The organism is Prolixibacter sp. NT017, from assembly GCF_009617875.1.
GTDB lineage: Bacteria > Bacteroidota > Bacteroidia > Bacteroidales > Prolixibacteraceae > Prolixibacter.
Map to the genome: position 1 here is coordinate 2,154,864 of NZ_BLAV01000001.1, position 18,308 is coordinate 2,173,171.

At 42.7% G+C, this 18,308-nt stretch carries 14 protein-coding genes; 10 read left to right on the plus strand and 4 right to left on the minus strand.

Going from position 1 to position 18,308, the window contains the following annotated elements:
- Positions 1–233: 233 nt before the first annotated feature.
- Entirely contained in the window at positions 234–1,070 is an 837-nt protein-coding gene (locus GJU87_RS09010; RefSeq protein ID WP_153639215.1) for a hypothetical protein, read from the plus strand.
- Here the strand turns inward: GJU87_RS09010 and yccS are convergent.
- Positions 1,067–3,190 carry a YccS family putative transporter gene (gene yccS, locus GJU87_RS09015; RefSeq protein WP_153639216.1) on the minus strand — a complete coding sequence of 708 codons (2,124 nt, stop codon included), beginning with the start codon at positions 3,188–3,190 and terminating at the stop codon, positions 1,067–1,069. The two genes, GJU87_RS09010 and yccS, sit on opposite strands and share 4 nt — an antisense overlap.
- A gap of 364 nt (positions 3,191–3,554) precedes the next feature.
- On the opposite strand from yccS, the gene GJU87_RS09020 reads away from it, so the two are divergent.
- Together GJU87_RS09020 and GJU87_RS09025 are read left to right on the plus strand one after the other, a co-directional pair.
- Positions 3,555–4,721, plus strand: a complete 1,167-nt coding sequence (locus GJU87_RS09020) for a DUF5700 domain-containing putative Zn-dependent protease (protein WP_153639217.1) — start codon at positions 3,555–3,557, stop codon at positions 4,719–4,721.
- Positions 4,722–4,881: 160 nt separating this feature from the next.
- Positions 4,882–5,145, plus strand: coding sequence for a hypothetical protein (locus GJU87_RS09025; RefSeq protein ID WP_153639218.1), 264 nt, complete (start codon positions 4,882–4,884; stop codon positions 5,143–5,145).
- 15 nt (positions 5,146–5,160) lie between these two features.
- Here GJU87_RS09025 and GJU87_RS09030 read toward each other — a convergent pair whose 3' ends face one another.
- Both GJU87_RS09030 and GJU87_RS09035 read right to left on the minus strand, forming a co-directional pair.
- Positions 5,161–6,018, minus strand: a complete 858-nt coding sequence (locus GJU87_RS09030; RefSeq protein ID WP_153639219.1) for a fumarylacetoacetate hydrolase family protein — start codon at positions 6,016–6,018, stop codon at positions 5,161–5,163.
- Between the two features lie 68 nt (positions 6,019–6,086).
- Positions 6,087–7,805, minus strand: coding sequence for an amino acid permease (locus GJU87_RS09035; protein WP_153639220.1), 1,719 nt, complete (start codon positions 7,803–7,805; stop codon positions 6,087–6,089).
- A gap of 463 nt (positions 7,806–8,268) precedes the next feature.
- Here GJU87_RS09035 and GJU87_RS09040 point away from each other — a divergent pair, with 463 nt between their 5' ends.
- Positions 8,269–9,201, plus strand: a complete 933-nt coding sequence (locus GJU87_RS09040) for a magnesium transporter CorA family protein (protein ID WP_153639221.1) — start codon at positions 8,269–8,271, stop codon at positions 9,199–9,201.
- A 591-nt stretch (positions 9,202–9,792) separates the two neighbouring features.
- Here the strand turns inward: GJU87_RS09040 and GJU87_RS09045 are convergent.
- A complete protein-coding gene (locus GJU87_RS09045) occupies positions 9,793–10,455 on the minus strand; it encodes a type II CAAX prenyl endopeptidase Rce1 family protein (protein WP_153639222.1) in 663 nt (220 codons plus the stop codon).
- Positions 10,456–10,952: 497 nt separating this feature from the next.
- Between GJU87_RS09045 and GJU87_RS09050 the strand changes: the two genes are divergently transcribed.
- From GJU87_RS09050 to GJU87_RS09075, 6 genes are all read left to right on the plus strand, one after another.
- Entirely contained in the window at positions 10,953–11,135 is a 183-nt protein-coding gene (locus GJU87_RS09050) for a hypothetical protein (protein WP_153639223.1), read from the plus strand.
- A gap of 427 nt (positions 11,136–11,562) precedes the next feature.
- The gene (locus GJU87_RS09055) at positions 11,563–14,571 is read left to right on the plus strand and encodes a DEAD/DEAH box helicase family protein (RefSeq protein WP_153639224.1); all 3,009 of its coding nucleotides are present in this window, start codon (positions 11,563–11,565) and stop codon (positions 14,569–14,571) included.
- Positions 14,543–15,859, plus strand: a complete 1,317-nt coding sequence (locus GJU87_RS09060) for a lipopolysaccharide assembly protein LapB (protein WP_153639225.1) — start codon at positions 14,543–14,545, stop codon at positions 15,857–15,859. The genes GJU87_RS09055 and GJU87_RS09060 overlap by 29 nt, the downstream gene beginning before the upstream one ends.
- 395 nt (positions 15,860–16,254) lie before the next feature.
- Positions 16,255–17,076 carry a hypothetical protein gene (locus tag GJU87_RS09065; RefSeq protein ID WP_153639226.1) on the plus strand — a complete coding sequence of 274 codons (822 nt, stop codon included), beginning with the start codon at positions 16,255–16,257 and terminating at the stop codon, positions 17,074–17,076.
- Between the two features lie 24 nt (positions 17,077–17,100).
- On the plus strand, positions 17,101–17,598 hold the full coding sequence (locus tag GJU87_RS09070; RefSeq protein WP_153639227.1) for a hypothetical protein: 498 nt from the start codon (positions 17,101–17,103) through the stop codon (positions 17,596–17,598).
- Positions 17,599–17,922: 324 nt separating this feature from the next.
- Entirely contained in the window at positions 17,923–18,261 is a 339-nt protein-coding gene (locus GJU87_RS09075; protein ID WP_153639228.1) for a lipocalin family protein, read from the plus strand.
- Positions 18,262–18,308 lie beyond the last annotated feature (47 nt).

Below are 18,308 nucleotides of genomic sequence, written 5' to 3' on the forward strand. Positions count from 1 at the left end.
TGTAATCACCCACATCATGAAATAAAAAATAAATCATGAAAACTGAAGAAGAGCGCCGATAATTAGCCGCCCGATTCATCAACAATTAATATCCTGAAAACGTTACTATTATATATATCCGGGACACTTAAAAGGTCCGATTGATATTTACCGGCCGGAGATTCCCCTCACTTTCCCGGTTTAACCGGAAAAACAGCCTCCGGTCGTAGCACCCACACTAAAACATTGAAACTATGAGCAACTGGACGATATTAAAACCCTTTGGAAAAGACGAACTGGAAGCCATGTACCAGCTGCACCATGCTGTTCAGTTCATTGCCCTGGCCGGCGAACACCTGATCGAGAAACATCACCACCACGAACACCGCAGCATGTCATGGCACCACGATGGCTTCTTCTACGGCGACAAAATCAAACAACATCACGAGTATTTTCATGTGGGGCTCGACGTCACCAGCTTTACCCTCATCTTTCTGGATGAATACTTGCATATCCTGAAAAAGGTTCCGCTGACCGAGTTAACCAAAACGGAGGTACTCAAACGCTTCAAAGCGATGTTACACCATCATCAGCTGGACGACGAGGTCATTCAGTTTCCGGTAGACCGGGAGCACCCAACTAAACTGGATGATGAGTTTACGTTTGGCCAGCATTCCGGGCATGCGCTCTGGCAGAATATCGCCTTGCGCAATAACACCGTCCTGGTGCTGGAAAAAGTGATGGAAAAGTTCGAGCATACCGGCGAAATCAGGACGTGGCCGCAGCATTTCAACACCGAAGCCATGATTCCCATGCGACGTGAATCACACGGCGAACTGCTGCGCTCCATTTCCATTGGATTGGCGGCACCGGGGAAAGAAATCAAAGAACCGCACTTCTACGTGATTTTGCGAAAAGACCAACCAGACGTAGTGCCAGACCGGCATACCGATGCGCCGGGACAGTGGCTGACGGACCATCAGACACACCGGGTACTATTGCTCTCAGATGTTGTTAAAGCTGAAAATCAGCAGGAACTTCTGACCCGCTTTTACGAAGAAAGTCTGGAAATATTCCTGCCTCCTGCCTAACGGGAAATATCAGTCGAAGTTTGTAGCAGCTGGTCGGTAACTTCTGCCACGTTGAACAGCAGAACCAGTTGTTGCCGGTTGGTCCCGTCTTCCATCTCGGAAAGCCGTTCGCGAAGACGAACCAGTATGGGCTCCATATGACAGGTGGGTTCACCCTTTAACGAACCGGCCAGCATTTGACTGGCTTCCACCAGCGCTTCTTCAATGTTGGCAGAAAACTCTTCCATTTCCGGATGAATGAACTGCTGAATATCGCGGTGCGCACCCAACGCCGAAAGATAGGACAGCAACGCATGATTCAGGTACGTGAGCCGGAAGGCCTGCTGCCGGAAACGTTGTTGCTTACGGGGTTCCATCTGCATATCCTGCCACGCCATCGCCAACGCGTTATCTGCCTGGTGAGCTTGCCTTCGGGCGATGCGGTAGTCCAAATCATCTTCTTCCGACAGACGGTATTCTTTTAGAATGGCTTTGAAATAAGCGGTGTTTTTCGACAATGCTTCGGAAATCAAAGCCGGTAGCCGCTTGTATTGCCAGTCGGGCCAGAGTATCCTGACGGAAATAATTGCCAGAGCTGCCCCCAACACTGTGTCCAGCATCCGCGGGCCCATCATGGCAACGCCTTTTCCCGACAGGAGATTAAAAGCGCCCAAAACAAACATCGTGATAAAGATAACGGCAATGTAATAACGCTTCCGTAACCAGAAGAAGAAGTAAAAAGCGGCCAGTAGCATCAAAACCAGTTGCCCCATTTGTGTGGGAAGAATCTGCACAATCGCTACCCCGGCTGCCACGCCCATAAACGTTCCCAGAATACGCTGAAACAGCCTACGACGGGTTTCGCTGTAACTGGGCTGACAGACAAATAGGCTGGTCAGCAAAATCCACTCGCCCTTCTCGATATGCAGCCACTGCATCAATCCGAAGCCAATCACAAAACAGGTGCTCAGCCGAACAGCATGGCGTAACCGGGGATGACGCCAGTGCAACTGTGCTTTCAGGCGCTCCCACAATGAACGGGTATCCCGGGCCAGCCGGGGAATGTATTTTCGTTGAGAGATATCACTCAGGTTCAGGAGCGAACGGTGCGATTGCGTGAGGTTATGCAACAACAGCGAAAGTCCCTGCTTTCCTGATTCGGGGCGCTGTTTCAACTGCTCATTCAGGGCATTGACAATCCAGTTCAGCGAAACAGGATGCCGGTAGGGAACGCCGGTGAGCAGTGTATCTGCCAATCGCCGGGTTGCCTGTGCCAGTTGCAGCAACAACTGCCCGAAGCCTTCCATCAAAGCCTGGTTATCCGGGGTGCTGCTCAACAGTTCATACCGCTCATGGCTAGAAGCAGCCCGTTCGTGCAAACTCTGCAACAACATGAACCGGCGAAGGTACGGCACCAGTTCCGTTTGGTCGTCCAGGGCATCGGCATAACTGTTCAACACCTCCTTGGTGCGCTCCAATGCATTCACCATTTCGATATTCAGCAAAGCCAACCGATGGCGGATAGTCGTCTGCTTTTCGGCATTGCTGGGAAACAGGCGGGCTTTCTCTTCCAGGTACGCAGAAAGGGCTAAATAACCACGCGCCAACTGTTCTTCCAGTAACCGCCAGGGATGACGGTACAACAATGCCAGTGATAGCAAACCATACCCTAACGCACCCGCTGGTAAGAGAATGGGCTGCCAGTAAGGTGCAGGCCGCAGCGAATCTCCCAGCATCGTATAGATGGCAATCAGTACCGCACCGAAGCTAACGCCACGGTAACGCTCGCCTAAGCCACCAAGCAAAATGAACAGCACGGTGGAACCTGCCAAACCAACCGCAAACAACCAGGGAGTGGGACGTAAAATCTCAACGGAAGCACTGGACAAGGCAAAACTAAGCACCGTCAATACCAACGCTTTGATGCGGCCTTTGGGATGGTCATCAGTTTCGGCTAAAGCTCCTGCCAATGCACCCAACGCCAGCGTTACTCCGAAATAGGCATAACCGGTCAGAACAAAAGGCACCGACAGTAAGGCCATCGCAATGGTAGCTTTCATCGCCATCAGCCGATCGGGATAGCGCCAGAAAGTTTGCCGAACCGATTCGTACCAAATTTTATTTTTTAGCTCTTGCCACATTTTGCTAATCGAAGTAAAACCAATTGAATATATCTATTTTCCAGCAATTCTGCCGCAAAAATATGAAATCGAAAACGGAACCTGATACGAACGGAGTCGTCTTGATAAAATGATAACGCCCGGTTAACTTCACCATGATATCGCACAAAATAAACGGGTATTGACATCTTTGAATAAATCCGGTTGCTGTTTTATATTCACCTTAAGTTAAAATTGAAGGCTTTTCGTATCGTAATCATTCCCTAAACCAATATAATTTATCATATTTACATCATCAAATAAAATATTTGGTAGATCAATACTGAGAACTTCTTTTGAGAAGCATTGAACAACGCCATCCTGCAGCGACTATAATGAGGGAATAATGAAAATTCGAATTCTTTTTCTTTTCACCTTTCTATTGTTCAGTGCATCGCTATACGCCCAAATCATCGGAAATAATTCTATCGATTTCTCGGGAATGAAGCCATTCTGGCAAATCGAATCCTCGTTGATAAAAGATAAAGAACCTCCTCCCGGAGAGTGGAACGCCCTCTTCAATAGCCCGGCTTACCAGATACTATTTGCGGGAGGATTTTCACAAAAGAATTTTGAACATCAATTGCGGCTAGCCCTTATGCCTTCGATGGATTCGGCTCTTAACAAAGCGCTGAAAAAGAATGACCAACAGTCGGAATTCCTGGAACACTACCTGCAAATCAAGGGAAAAGAAAAGAAATTGAAGGAGTTACAAATCAAGTTACAGAAAGAACAGCTCATTGAAACCGCCCTGTCGATGGCCCGGAGTTTCCTGCCCGACAGCTTCCAACTGGACAACTCCTTACCCCCCGTGTCGTTTGCTGTTTTTGAGAACACCACAACGCGTGCACCTACCGGGATTATCATCGACCTGGTATTCAGCATGGATTTTGATTCGTATCTCCCCTATCTGCTGGCCCACGAAGCGTATCATATCTACCGCGACAAAATCAAAAATGCCCATTATCCCGATAAGGATGAAACTGACTACCCGATGGTGCAGATGCTCACCCAACTAGAAACCGAAGGCATTGCCGACCTGATCGATAAAAAGAAGTTTTTCCTCAAGAAGGGATTGTTCTCCAATTGCGACTGGGCTAAGTCCTATCAGTACTACCTGGATAAAGCTCCGGGAACCATTCGTCAGCTTGACAGGTACTTTACCCAAATGGCCACAGTTCCCAACAGCGACCGCAAAATCATACAGGATTTAATTCCCATGAACGGTCATCCCACCGGGTACTTCATGGCCAACGCCATTATGCAAAAGATGGGCAAACGCACGCTAATCAAACAAACGGCCAATCCCTTTGCTTTTTTCCGCCTCTATCAACGGGTTGCCTTGAAGGACAAGAAACACTATCCCCCGTTTTCGTCGACCACCATGCAATACCTTCACGAAATGGAACAAAAATACGTTCCCTCCAAAAACAACGCGCCGCCTGCCCCCAAGCAGCCATCCAGTCCCAAACTAATGTGGTACGAAAAAGATAAGGTGCAGTATAATTGGTGATGTTATTTGGACGGTATACAAGGCTTCCCGGTACTTTTGCAGCAACCACGACAAATGCCTTCCAGCAACCTACCTCTTTTCTTGACAAAAGACTAAAAACATGCGTAACTCTCTCTTATCAAACCGGTTTGAAACTTTCGTCTGATTAACCATAAACGTCATGGAAATAATTCTATTAGTCATCGGTTTGGCAGGTGTTATCGTCTACATCGCTTCAGCCATTTTAATTTTCGACTACGTGAACGAGCGAATTCACAAACGGAGGCACTTCGTCTTCATCAACCTGTTCATCTACTCGTACGTGAAGCATTACAAAAAAACGACGCGCGAAGAAACCAGAAAGACAGGTAAATTATTCTATTCCTGGCTCCTGTCCATCAATGTGGCGCTGCTCTGTTTTATTCTCTTCCTGATTTTCCGTTGATAACGGGCACAAGTATTACGGCTTGTAATCGACAAACACCTGCTCCTGTGTTCCGAGGCCTTCAATGGTCAATTCCACTTTATCACCGTTTCTCAGGTATTGAGGCGGTTTCATTCCCATTCCCACGCCGGGCGGCGTTCCGGTCAGGATTACATCACCAGCCTCCAGCTTCATATACTGCGACATGTACCAAATCAGGCTCGACGGATGAAATATCATCGTTTGGGTATTCCCTATCTGGCGAATACTATTATTCACGGTGAGTTGTAAATCCATGTTACGGGGCTCGGCAATGTCGTCGCGAGTGACCAGGAAAGGCCCCAACGGCGTGAATCCCGGCGAGGATTTTCCTTTCACCCACTGCCCTCCTCTTTCGAGCTGAAATTCCCTTTCCGACACATCGTTGGCAATGGTATATCCGGCAATGCATTCAAAGGCGGCCGCTTCATCTTTCAGATAGAGCGCGTTCTTTCCGATGACAATCGCCAGTTCAATTTCGTAGTCCGTCTTGATGCTGTTGGGTGGGATCACCACCGGGTCAAAAGGTCCTGATAAGGTATTGGTCGCTTTCGTGAAAATGATCGGTTCGGAGGGGACCTCCATATCGGCCTCTTTCGCATGATCCCCATAATTCAGGCCGGCACAAACGATAGCTCCGGGACGGGCCACCGGACTCGCCCATCGCTCGTGCGGATTCACTTCGGGCAACTTATCGCCTTCTTCGTCAACCAGCTTCTGCAACAGGTTGAGTCCGCCATGCTGAAAAAAAGTGTGATCCCAATCATTAAACCTCGCGGAACAATCGTACCGTTCACCGTCAATCAGGACGCCCGGCTTTTCTTTGCCCCGCTCTCCAAAACGAATCAATTTCATAGCTACCGATTTTAGTCATCATAAGTAACCGAAAATTTACCGAACACGTAGCAACTGTCGATTGAAAATCAGGATTCTTTCACAGTTTCCTGAATATCCATGTTACGTAAGCGGCTTTTCTTTGTTCCGTAAGAAAAATAGAGTACCAGACCGATAATCAACCAAATCACAAAGCGCAGCCAGTTGGTCACACCCAGTTCCGACATCAGGAAGAGGTTAATCAACAACCCGATAACCGGAATAATGGACCATTGCCTCACGATGGCGGCTATGGTGAGGACCACCGCAACCACGATAAAAATCCAGACAGGCCATTCGACCTCTGCTAAAGACGCAAAGCTGAAAGCGATATCTTCCGAAACGAACATCACCACCAAAACAAAAGCCCAAACCGGCAACAGAAACCAGCGGCTGTTGACATAAGGAATCCGGAAACCGCCCTGTCCCTTGTCTTTTCCACGCGGGTTCATAATCAGAATACCGCCCGATACGAGCACAAAAGCAAACAAGGTTCCGATACTGGTCAAATCGGTCACTTCCGTGAGATTCATAAACAACGCCGGCACGGCCACAATGGTCGCAGCAACAATGGTTGCAAATCCCGGTGTGCGGAACCGTTTGTGCAGTTTCGAGAAGCGCGGAGGCAGCAAACCGTCACGGCTCATGCTCATCCAGATGCGTGGCTGCCCTACCTGGAATACCAGCATTACACTTCCCATGGCAATCACAGCTCCCAAAGCTATAATACCCGACAGGGCTTCCAGGTGATTTTTATGGAACACATAGGCCAACGGGTCACTCACGGCCAGGTTCTTGTACGAAACCATCCCGGTAATCACCAGGCTGAGCGTTACATATAATATGGTAGTAATGACTAAGGCATAAATCATGGAACGGGGCAAATCGCGGCGCGGATTCTTACACTCTTCGGCCGTGGTCGAAATCGCATCGAAACCAATGTAGGCGAAAAAGACACCCGCAATTCCTTTCAGCACCCCTCCGACTCCGTTGGGAGCAAACGGGCTCCAGTTGTCCGGTTTCACATAGAAAGCACCGACGCCGATGACCACCATCAGAATCAACAGCTTCAGCAAAACAAGCAGGTTACTTGTAATCTTCGCTTCACGAATTCCGCGGTACACCATGTACGAAATGAACAGCACGATGCCCAACGCCGGGATATCGGCAATCAGACGGAAGTCTCCTATCTGCGGTGCATGCATCCAGGCCAGGTAGGTTTCCTGCAGATGGAAACTCAACTGATCGAGCGTTTGACCGCCCGCCAATGCTTTCACTGCTTCGGCATGACCGCGCATGGCACTCAGGTAATCGACACTCAGAAATTCGGGAATATGAATGCCCAGCCCCCGCACCAGCCCGGTGAAGTAACCCGACCATGAAATGGCCACGGCGATGTTTCCCACGGCATATTCCATAATCAAATCCCAGCCGATAATCCAGGCCACCAGTTCGCCAAAGCTGGCATATGCATACGTATAAGCACTTCCGCTGATGGGAATGGACGACGCAAACTCAGCATAGGCCATGGCACTGAAACCACAGGCCACCGCCGTAAAAACAAACAACAGCGAAACGGCGGGTCCGCCCTGCGCTGCTGCGGTACCAATCGTACTGAAAATTCCGGCTCCTACAATGGCGGCAATACCAAAAGCCGTTAGGTCGGCTACCGACAAATTACGCCGCATGTGTGTCTCTTCTCCGCTCCCGGCAGCATCCTTCATGATGAGTGCTATCGGTTTTTTGCGAAACAAGGGATTCCTATCCATAACTAATCAATTTTGCTTTCGTGCTTTACTGAACCGAAGAGGTTTTCCGATCCATTTTCAAGAATATTGCCAGCAAAAATAAACATATTGTCAGTTTACACCCCCTTTTTTTCGTTATTTATAATTTAAATTCACCGGTTTTTTACAACCTGACACTCTTTTTTCGACGATAGCAACCGATATTTTCATTATTCCACACGCGCCCGGTCATCCATAAAGAAGGATTGTTTGCTCACGACTCCGCCACAGTCGGTTACCCCGTTTTTTGTTGCCAAACAAGATATTTCCTACCGGGAATAGGGCTCATGCCGAATAGTTTCCTACCTTTGCAGCGCAAAACAAAGCAACAAGTATCATATGGACGATGGCCCGTATCATAGACAGGAACTTGGTATAACCTCGCATTAGGAGAGGCCGGACGTCGTGTGCCTTTCTTAATGAAAAAAATAAGGAGGCACGAAAAATGATTAAAATCTTCAGAAGCTTTGGTGGTTACGTAGAACTACCCCAGGCAGAAAAAGGATGCTGGATTAACGTGACCAATCCCACTCCCGACGAAATTACTGCGCTGCGTGACCAGTACAACATGCCCGATGACATTGTTAAGGATATTCTCGACCAGGACGAGCGTCCGCGTTTGGAAAACGACGACGACTGGTCGCTGGTGATTTTGCGTATCCCCATCGAGAATCAGAACAACGGTGTGCCTTTTCACACGGTTCCGCTGGGTGTTTTCATGACACAGGACGTCACCATCACCCTCTGCTCGGTGCAGAACGAGGTGTTGCCTTCGCACCAACCGTCGCTCTACCGCGAGCCTTACCAGCAGGTGAACGACGAACTGAATTTCATTCTGAAACTGTTCCTGCGGTCGGCTACCACCTATTTACGTTACCTGAAATACATCAATCAGCAGACTTCGTTGATTGAAACGGACCTGGAGAAATCGATCCGGAACAAGGAGTTGACCAAGTTGCTGAAGATGGAGAAATGTTTGGTCTTCTTTATCACCTCCCTCCGCTCAAACGAAATTGTGTTGACCAAGCTGCGAAACTCTCGACGCAATACCCTCACCGAGATTAATGAAGACTTGCTGGAAGACGCGGTGATTGAAAACAAACAGGCCATCGACATGGCGCAAATATACTCCGACATTCAGAGCGGCATGATGGACGCCTTCGCTTCGGTTATCTCCAACAACCTGAACGTGGTGATGAAGCAGCTGACCTCCATCTCCATCATCCTGATGATCCCGACCTTGATTGCGAGCTTGTACGGGATGAACGTACCCAACTTCATGGAGAACTCGGCCTGGGCGTTCCCGGCCATCCTGTTCTTCTCCGGCCTGGCTGCCTACATCGGCATCGTTATGTTCCGGAAACGGAAATGGTTCTAAAGCTCAAATCAATGAGTAATGAACAATGAGAAAAGAACAATAAAGAGGTCAGGGAAACGAGGCCTCTTTTTTTGTTTTATGTTCCTCCCAACAAATTGGGAATGATCTTCTTCTCGTCATTGCGAGGAATGACATAGGAGTGACGAAACAATCTTTGGTATCAAGGGTACCTGATAGTTTATTTCATTTTCTGTTTGTCCTTTTGGCTTGCCCCAAAAGAACGAAAAGGACAAGTCAAAGTGATCCTTCTGCCCGCGTCATGATTTTGTCTTTTCTAACCCACATCCCTGAATACCCGCACAAGATCATTCCCGCTCCCTCCTGCCCGGCCTACTTTGACTGGCCAACGCACGCTTTGCCTGACGGCAAATTTGGGGGCTCAACTGTTAACTGGGGAACTCTAGCCCGCGTGTGTCCTCCTTCGAAGAAGGATTACTCAATGAATCCAGGTAGTTATAACAGTTAAAGATAGCCATTGTTGGATGCTGCTTTCGAGAGATTGCTTTGTCTCCGACGTTTGCCGGAACAGGCTCTTTCGAAACCTGTAACTCTCTAACAATAGAAACGATAGTAACAAGAGTAACCGCGAAGCTACAAATGCGCACCGGAAAGCATAAACCCAATCAGATTGATGGTGGAGTGAAACAGCATAGAATAGATGATGCCGTATTTCATCCGGACAAACCCCAACAAGGTTCCCATGATGAGCTGCGGTAGCGTAAGAAACGGTGCCAGCAACAGCACTTCCAGACTCAGGGGATGAAAGTTCGTGACATGGATAAATCCGAATGCCATCACACTCGCATAGAAGAACCAGGGAAAATAACGAACGATAAAGCGCTGCAGCTTCTTCCGGTAAACCGGCGATGAGAAGAAAGGAATGACACCGACTCCCAAAACGGCAAAGATGATCCCCAGAATCATGTCGCCCTTGATCAAGCGCAAAACAGAAAGCCCGATGATGATAATGGAAAAAACCCAAAGGTTTTGTTTCAGCGGACGCAGCAACATCCGAAAAAGGGTTTCTTCGAAAAGCGGCGCCAGGAATACGACCGTGATAAACAGCTGCCAGAAAGGATCGTCGAATTCCGACCTGCTTAAGCCCTCCAACTGCACACAGATATGCGCAGGAATAGCTGCCGGAATGACAAGTAGAAAATACAAGAAAATCAGCAGGAAAAAGTACAATCCATCAACAGGCTCTTTCCTGATATACGAAGGATGTTTTAGGTAACGAAAAAACTCCTTTATCATTTTTGTCGGTCATTAGCCAGGTTCATCACAGTAATGTAATCTCGCATCGGTCAAAATGCCTTAACGAATCTAAGGAATCGTTACGTTAAATTCAATTTAAACTACTGACAGCAGAATCTCTCCTAACCACACCCCCCAACCTGAAACCAAGATACCGCACGGCCACGATATATCGTGGCCCTACCAGACCGGGAACCAAGTTCAAACACGAAGGCCAACTATAATGCAGGGATAGTTAGGATTCTACCCTGTTCAAATTTCATAGGCATCATTTTTTATTTCGTGCGCATGATTTTTCGATGCCTCCGCAAACCATTCAAAACAAACCGGGACATCATTATTTTCAGCCCTGACACCGTTGAATAAAAACGGCTGTGGGCGGACTTCGCTGACTGGTGGGGAGTGCTCGCTATGTGGTGGGCGGACTTCGCTGACTGGTGCTGACTATCCGCTGAGCGGTGGGCAGACTCCGCTAACTGGTGGGGACCGTCCGCTAAGTGGTGGGCAGCCTCCGCTATCTGGTGGGGAGTGTTCGCTATGTGGTGAACGGACTTCGCCAGCTGCAGCCCGGCATGTACCAGGTGAAAGCCGGTAAGTACGGTTACACCGAGAAACTGCTCGACATTGTAGTGAACTCCGGCGAAACCACCGACCTTACCATTGCTCTCACCAAAAATTAAGCTACCGAGAAGCCCCGCGGAGTGCGGGGCTTTTGGTATGATATTATATGCAGGTTTTATTTGGTGAACAATAAGTTTTTTCAAAAAAAATAATAACTTGAAGTGCCTTAATAACCAACAAAATGAAAACAGACCAGACCATATGAAACTCAAATCGAGTAAGACAGCAGAAACTTACACCCATGCGTCAAAGCATCAAATGAAAAAGATAAAGAGTTCTGTAGTTGAGCCTTCGAAGATTCAACGTAATAATGTACACAATACCTCCCGGCATGGATATATAACAACAATATTGATAAATACTAGTTACCGCCAAATAAAAGACAGAAAAACGACTGACAATTTGCTACTAAAACAAAAAACAAATAAGGAAAGCCAACGCACATTAACCATTCTAATTGATATTGTGTAATTTAGAAAAAAAGATATGCCCATTAAAATCTATAGAAATAAATTTGAACACGTTCATGAAAATATTTTTTTCAGGCAATTGGCACTTGAATTAACAAAGCTTTATAATAACCGAAAAGAACATGCTGTTTTAATAGGAAATCCTGTAATACTTGATGAAGATGGCAACAGGGTTGCTCCCGATGCTTTGTTTCTTACGGGGAGTTCATTTAATATTATCGATTTTAAAAACTTCGAGGGTGAAATAAAGTTACCAGCATCAAATAATTTTGAGATTGAGAGTTGGAAAAGGGGAAATATCGTTGTTAAAGGTGGTAATCAAGTTAATCCCTATGTGCAACTTAAAAATCATAAACTAAAGCTTGGTGATTACCTGAATTATCATAAATCTAAATTCCTTTCAACGGCTTCAAAATTTCACACAAAATTTATTGATTGTATTGTCTGTTTCATAAACCCAGTTCAGTTGAGAGGTGATATTCCAGAACTAGAACGAAATTGGTTTTTTATTAAAGACAAAAATTCTATTACATCTGCACTTGAAGACATTACCACAACAAGAATAAATTTAAGCGATGGTGATTTAGAGCGTTTAGCGCACTTATTTAGTACAACCTTATGGAATCCAGAAGAGGCAACTTCGATATCAGATGAATCTGAAGAACAGTCTAGGGAACAGCAATATCATTTAACTGATGAGCAGTCAAGAATATTCGCTGAAATTCAAAATTTCTTAAATAACAAAGAAGAAAACGCATTAGTCCTTTCTGGTTCATATTCATGTGGAAAAACATTTTTAATTAATCATCTGATAAAAAACATTCCCAAAGACACGGTAAATGGCTGGCAGGTACTAGCTCCGAATAATCGTATAGCACGTAATGTACGCAAGCAGATTGAATCCGTAGGGAGTCTTTACAGTCATATATTCAAATTTTCTGAACAAATCGAAGTTCCAATTGAAAACGAAGACGAAGACGATTTAGAAGAAAATTCGAGTGAGGAAGAACCTGAATTAGTTGACACCAAATTAGTTTTTAATATAAGGGAGAATAACGATTCGGAGAATTTTCTATACATCATCGATGAAGCACATCATATCTCCGATGCAAGTTTTATAAGCCCTACAATTCAATTTGGAACAGGACAATTACTTGCAGACTTACTTACCTATGTTAACACAGAGAAGACAAATCGAAAAATTTTATTCATCGGTGATAAATATCGTTTAGGGATTGGCAGTTATGAAGAATCAGCACTTTGTGCTTCCTACTTGCAAAGTGAATATTCTTTAAATTGCAGAGAAATTGAAATACAACCATACCCACCCACAAATACAAATATTCTTAAACAAGCTTTTAGTGTTCGAAATCAAATAATAAAAGACCAATACAATCAACTTAACCTAGTCGATTCAGATGTTGTTAAAGTCGCTAAATCTGATGGTAATCTTGCTCAAGCAATGCGAAAACATTTCAGTGAAGAATTGTATAACACAAAAATTTTGGCTTTTTCTAATGAAAATATTCTGGAATCGAATAACTGGGTTAGATCAAAAGTTCTCAATAGAAATGCTGAACTTGAAAAGGGTGATATAGTAATTATAAATAACAATGTAATCGTTGCACCAGACAATCCATTTGCTGTACCACAGAAAATTTTCAAGGGTGAATTTGCAGAGGTTTTAACAGTGTCGAATGATACAGTAAATATTTCACAACCATTCAAAGGCAAAAAAACAATTCAGTTATTTTTCAGGGAGCTTAAATTGAAATTGGTTGAAAGAAATCTTGAAGTCAATGTTCTGTCATTTGAGAATTACTGGAATTCCACTGCCAATGAAATCAATCGAGAAGAATACATTGCAATTCAAGCCTATATAAATAAAAAAGTCAGTTCTCAAATTAAGGAAGAAAAAATAACCTCGAAAGAATGGCAGGAATTTATTGCCTCAGAACAATACAAAACTTTACAACACCAGATTGATAAACTTCAACAACAACTTGCCAGCGGTGAAAAAGTAAAAACAAAACTTGAAACAAGTAAAAAGAGCTTACGAAAAGTTGAAAATAACTTCTGGCGTAATCGTCGAATTGAAATACACAGAGATATCGTTTATCACGACAAATATGTCAACGCTGTTAATTTAAGATATGGTTACGCAATTACAGTTCATAGGGCACAATCGTATAAATGGAATCACATTTTTTTCAATCTGAATCAAGGCGATGATAGGGGTACCGACAATAAAGGTTATTTCAAGTGGGTTTATTCCGGAATTGGGTGTGCTAAGAAACGATTATATCTAGTGAATACGCCACAGATTACGCCTTATATCAAAATGGTTTGGAAGGATAATCATGCGAGTGTAGTTAAGACAGACGATAAAAAAGAGTTTTTCCCATTTACAGACGATACACCAATTGAATTACGTGATAAACCTATTTCCTTTGAATCCGTCTCAGATTTTCTATTTAACTTTTATTGTTGGTTATCTTCTGAACTTGATGCCTTAAATGTTTCCGTGAAAAAAGTTGACCATAAAAATTACGCAGAACATTATCAACTTACTGGGAAAAACAGCGAGGAAGCAAAAGTCATTATTTGGTATGACAAACAAAACCGCTTCAAAAAACACAATGTTGCAACATATAGTCCCAAAGAATTTGGAACTCAAATTGATGATTTTTTGAACAATCTAAAATCCGGTGAAATCATTGCAACAAATTCTGGAACTTCTGAATTTAGCGATTCTATAATAAAAGAACTTTTTGATATTTTAGACGATACATTAAAAGAAAAAGGTATATCTGTTGTTTCTGTAACGCCCCAAAATTATGCTGATAGAGTTGTTCTGAAAAAAGAAGAAGCAATTCTTATTTTTGATATATTTTTAAATTCGGAAGGCTTTATTACAACTGTTTATCCCATAAAATGTAATAATCCGGAAATCTACGATTTAATAAAAGATATTTTTAACCAGTTTATTGAAAAGCATGGAAAACCACTTGCAGCAGGCGAATGAATTAAGAAAACAAATGAAATTTGAGGAAGCTATTCCTCATTATGACGTGGCATATAATGACCCTGACACTGTGTTGAACAAATGGGATATCTGGGGCTATGTGCATTCGTTAAAAAAGACTGGTAATTTGGATAAGTCAATTGAAATATCTGAGAAACATATATCAGAATACAATGATTTTGAAAATTTAGCAAATAATCTTACATGGGCATATTTTGACAAATACATTCGCACTTTTGAATCATCTGATATAGATAGTATTGAAGGAGCATTAGACCGAATTTTTGAAATAAATGGTCAGCAGGATATTACTGAACAAAACACAATCCCATGTCCTTTTACAATAGGTGTTTTTAAGGTTTTAAAGCATTATAAAAGACCAAACTTTAATACATTAAAAATTCGCTATTGGATTGATAAGATAGATCCTGAGAAATTATCCCAACGAGAACAGGTTATTGACCTAAAAGGCAAAGAAAGAAAATTAGCTTCCGATTTCGAAAACTACTATTCCTTGATGATTACTTTACTATTTAATGAAGGGAAATATTCAGAATGTATGGAGAAAGCTGAATATGCACTTGAAAATATAAATCAGCTTCATTACGATAATTCAATTTGGTTTAAAAGACGAATTGCCTTGTGTCATGTTGAATTAGGCGATTCAGAAAAAGCGGAGGAGATTTTAAAATCGTTGGATAAAGGCAAAGGTGAAAAGTGGTTTATTGAATATGAATTATCCAAGATATATTTTGAGCAAGAAAATTTTGAAAAATCATTAGATTTTGCGCTTAAAGCAGCAAAGAATTTTGGCGATGATTTAATGAAAGTCAATCTATACACTCATTTGACAAGAATATTATATAAACAAAATAAGCTTGAACACGCCAAATCTCACGCAGAATTAGTTATTGCAATAAAACAAGCAAATGATTCAAGACTTGATGCGGGACAGCAAAAGCTTGCTTCATTCTTTAAATTAAACACGGAAGAAACAATTGATTTAAGAAATCAAAAACGTTCAGTTGAAAAAATTTGGAACGAAATCATTTATGGTACCCAAGAGAAATTAAAAGGAACTATAAACAAAATTCTACCAAACGGCAAATCTGGTTTCATCAAAGCAGAAAATGGTAAGGACTCATACTTTTTTAGGTTTAATTCTGTAAAAGCGAGAAAAGAGTTAATTCGAGTAGGTAAAAAAGTAAACTTTCTTATAACTGAAAGCTTCGACAAGAAAAAAAATAAAAAGTCATTTGAAGCAGTTGAAATATATTTAACCCGATGATTACCATTAGTTATTCCAATTGAAGTTATGATGAAGTTGCCTAATTCCAGAGAGTTAATCAAAAATATTGCTTACTTTTTCTTTTTGTTTTTCATCTTTTTCTTTTCGTCGATAATCTGGGGCCCAAATTATCGTGGTTCAATGCGAAGTTTTGAACCGCTAACATGGCGTGAAGCAATACATGCTGCCCCGCTAATGGCATTGATTTGCCTGGCCTTGACATTACTTGTATTATGGATAGAAAAAGAATCTAAAAAAAGAGAGTAGTATTAATTCAGAGATGCATTATCTGTTTCGCTTTTGCAATTTTGAGCCCCTGGATAGATGCTGCCTGAACATATATAAGTGACCATCAGGCGCCAAATGGAAAAGCGATTAAGCATATCGACCAGGTTATGAAAAAACTTGAAATAAAAGAGTCAATTACCCGAGAACGAGAAACAATGTATATCGTTGTTTTGACAATTGTTGTTTCCACACAATTAAAAGAGCCAAAGTTATGGTTGCTTATTCCGGTCGCTGTTCTTCTATTCCTACTCTCCCTGGTTGTTAAAAGAGTCATCGCCAGGAAGCCCCGATTAATCATCGACGAGATTGGCATACATGACAAACGGAAACAAAAGGTTTACAAATGGGATAGCATTCGGGATGTTGAAATCAATTTTAATTCAAGCAGCTCTTTCAAATTAGTTGTTAAATGTCAAAGCACAACTGAAAGCATTGACTTAACCAACTTATATACTTCACCAAAAGAAATCAACGAATCAGTTGCATTCTTTTCAGACAAAAAGATTAAAACCGGAGATGACAGGTTTAAAACAGAAATTGAGCGTATTCTAAAAGACGATGATTCGGTTGTTGAGATAATGATGTTATTCTCAAAAGTTAAAAGTAAGTTACATTGGATTGGTCTGCCACTCTTCTTTGGAGGAGTAGCACTTTCTGTTTATTTGCAAACCAGGTTGGCTTTTCCTTATGTCTTTGCAATCGGATTCCTAATGACCGGAATTCTTCTATTCGGATTTATGCAGGTATCTGAAAAACGATTTAAGAAAAAACCTGAAATACGAAATCTAACCGACCGGGAGTATAATCTGATTGCTATTAAATATGAATTGAAATTACCCGAAAACAAAACCAGAACAATTATAGGATATGTATTCTTTGGACTTTTAATGATTGGAATATTTGTCATCTCCTATATTGCTTCTCTATAAATTCGTCGCACAAGAAAACAAAGAATGAAACTATTTTTGAAACTTAAACATTGGCAGATTTTTTTGATTTGGATTCTAGGTTCAATTCAAGCATTGCTTTTCGTGAATTCAGATTTCTGGATTCTCTCTTTTGTCATTTACTTCGGACCTATATTCGGCTGGCTCTACGCCATTGGAAAAGTATTAAATGAAAATGATTCCGGAACGGTTAAAAAACTAAATATCTGGTCTGTTATTTTCCTGATTTCAGCTGTACCATATGCAATCGAATACCATGAGATGCTAACCCGTTCTTCATCTTCAAGAACCCTAAACGGATTGGTTCTTTTTTTGAGCGCAATTCCCGGCCTGATCGCCGGCATCAAAATATGCATCATTTCGGCTAAATCATTAAAGGAAAAAGAAAAACAAAGAGAACAAAGGTTTTCAGATTACTTAACTGAATTTATTTTGATGCTCTACATGGTAATTGGTGTCTGGATTATACAACCCCGGCTGAATAAAATTATGAAGGAAAATTAGAGGTTACATTCAGCCAATGCTGTGTATTGAAACCCATTTTTCAACCTGCCATGACCGAAAAATTCCGGAACAGATACCGAATCCCCTCGACACGTTTGTCCCATTGGGATTATGGTTCGAATGCCATGTATTTCGTGACGATTTGTACGAAAACCGGGAATGTTATTTCGGGGATGTGGTGAATGATGAAACGCGGGCGACGGGTTGGATGTAGAAACGCCCAAATTGTTAGAGACGCCCGGTTCGGGGGCGTCTCCACGGCGGATTCTCTATTCTGTCTTTATTTTCTATATTAGTTACCGAAAACTGTAATCAACTATCTCTATGAAAAAATTACTTTTACTTCTCCTGATCAGCTTTTTCACATTAACGTCTTCCACACCTCCAACAGAATTACTGGGAAGCTGGAAAATTTCAAAAATCATCAATACGAAAACCAGGAAACAGGACCATACCATTGATAGAATGTCTTTTAAGCAAGATGGTGTATTCGAGGCAGGTAAAGGCGACCTGGTTCAAAGCGGAACATGGTCTTTTGACGAAAACGAAAACCTGATAACACTAAATGTCGGGCAACAGGATGCGCATTATAAAATTCTCAAACTTTCAAAAACAAAATTGGTTATTGAAAATTTTGAAAGTAAAATCTATTTAAAGAAATAACACCATAACCAAAACGATATCATTTTTTGCTGTGCTAACGATTTTTA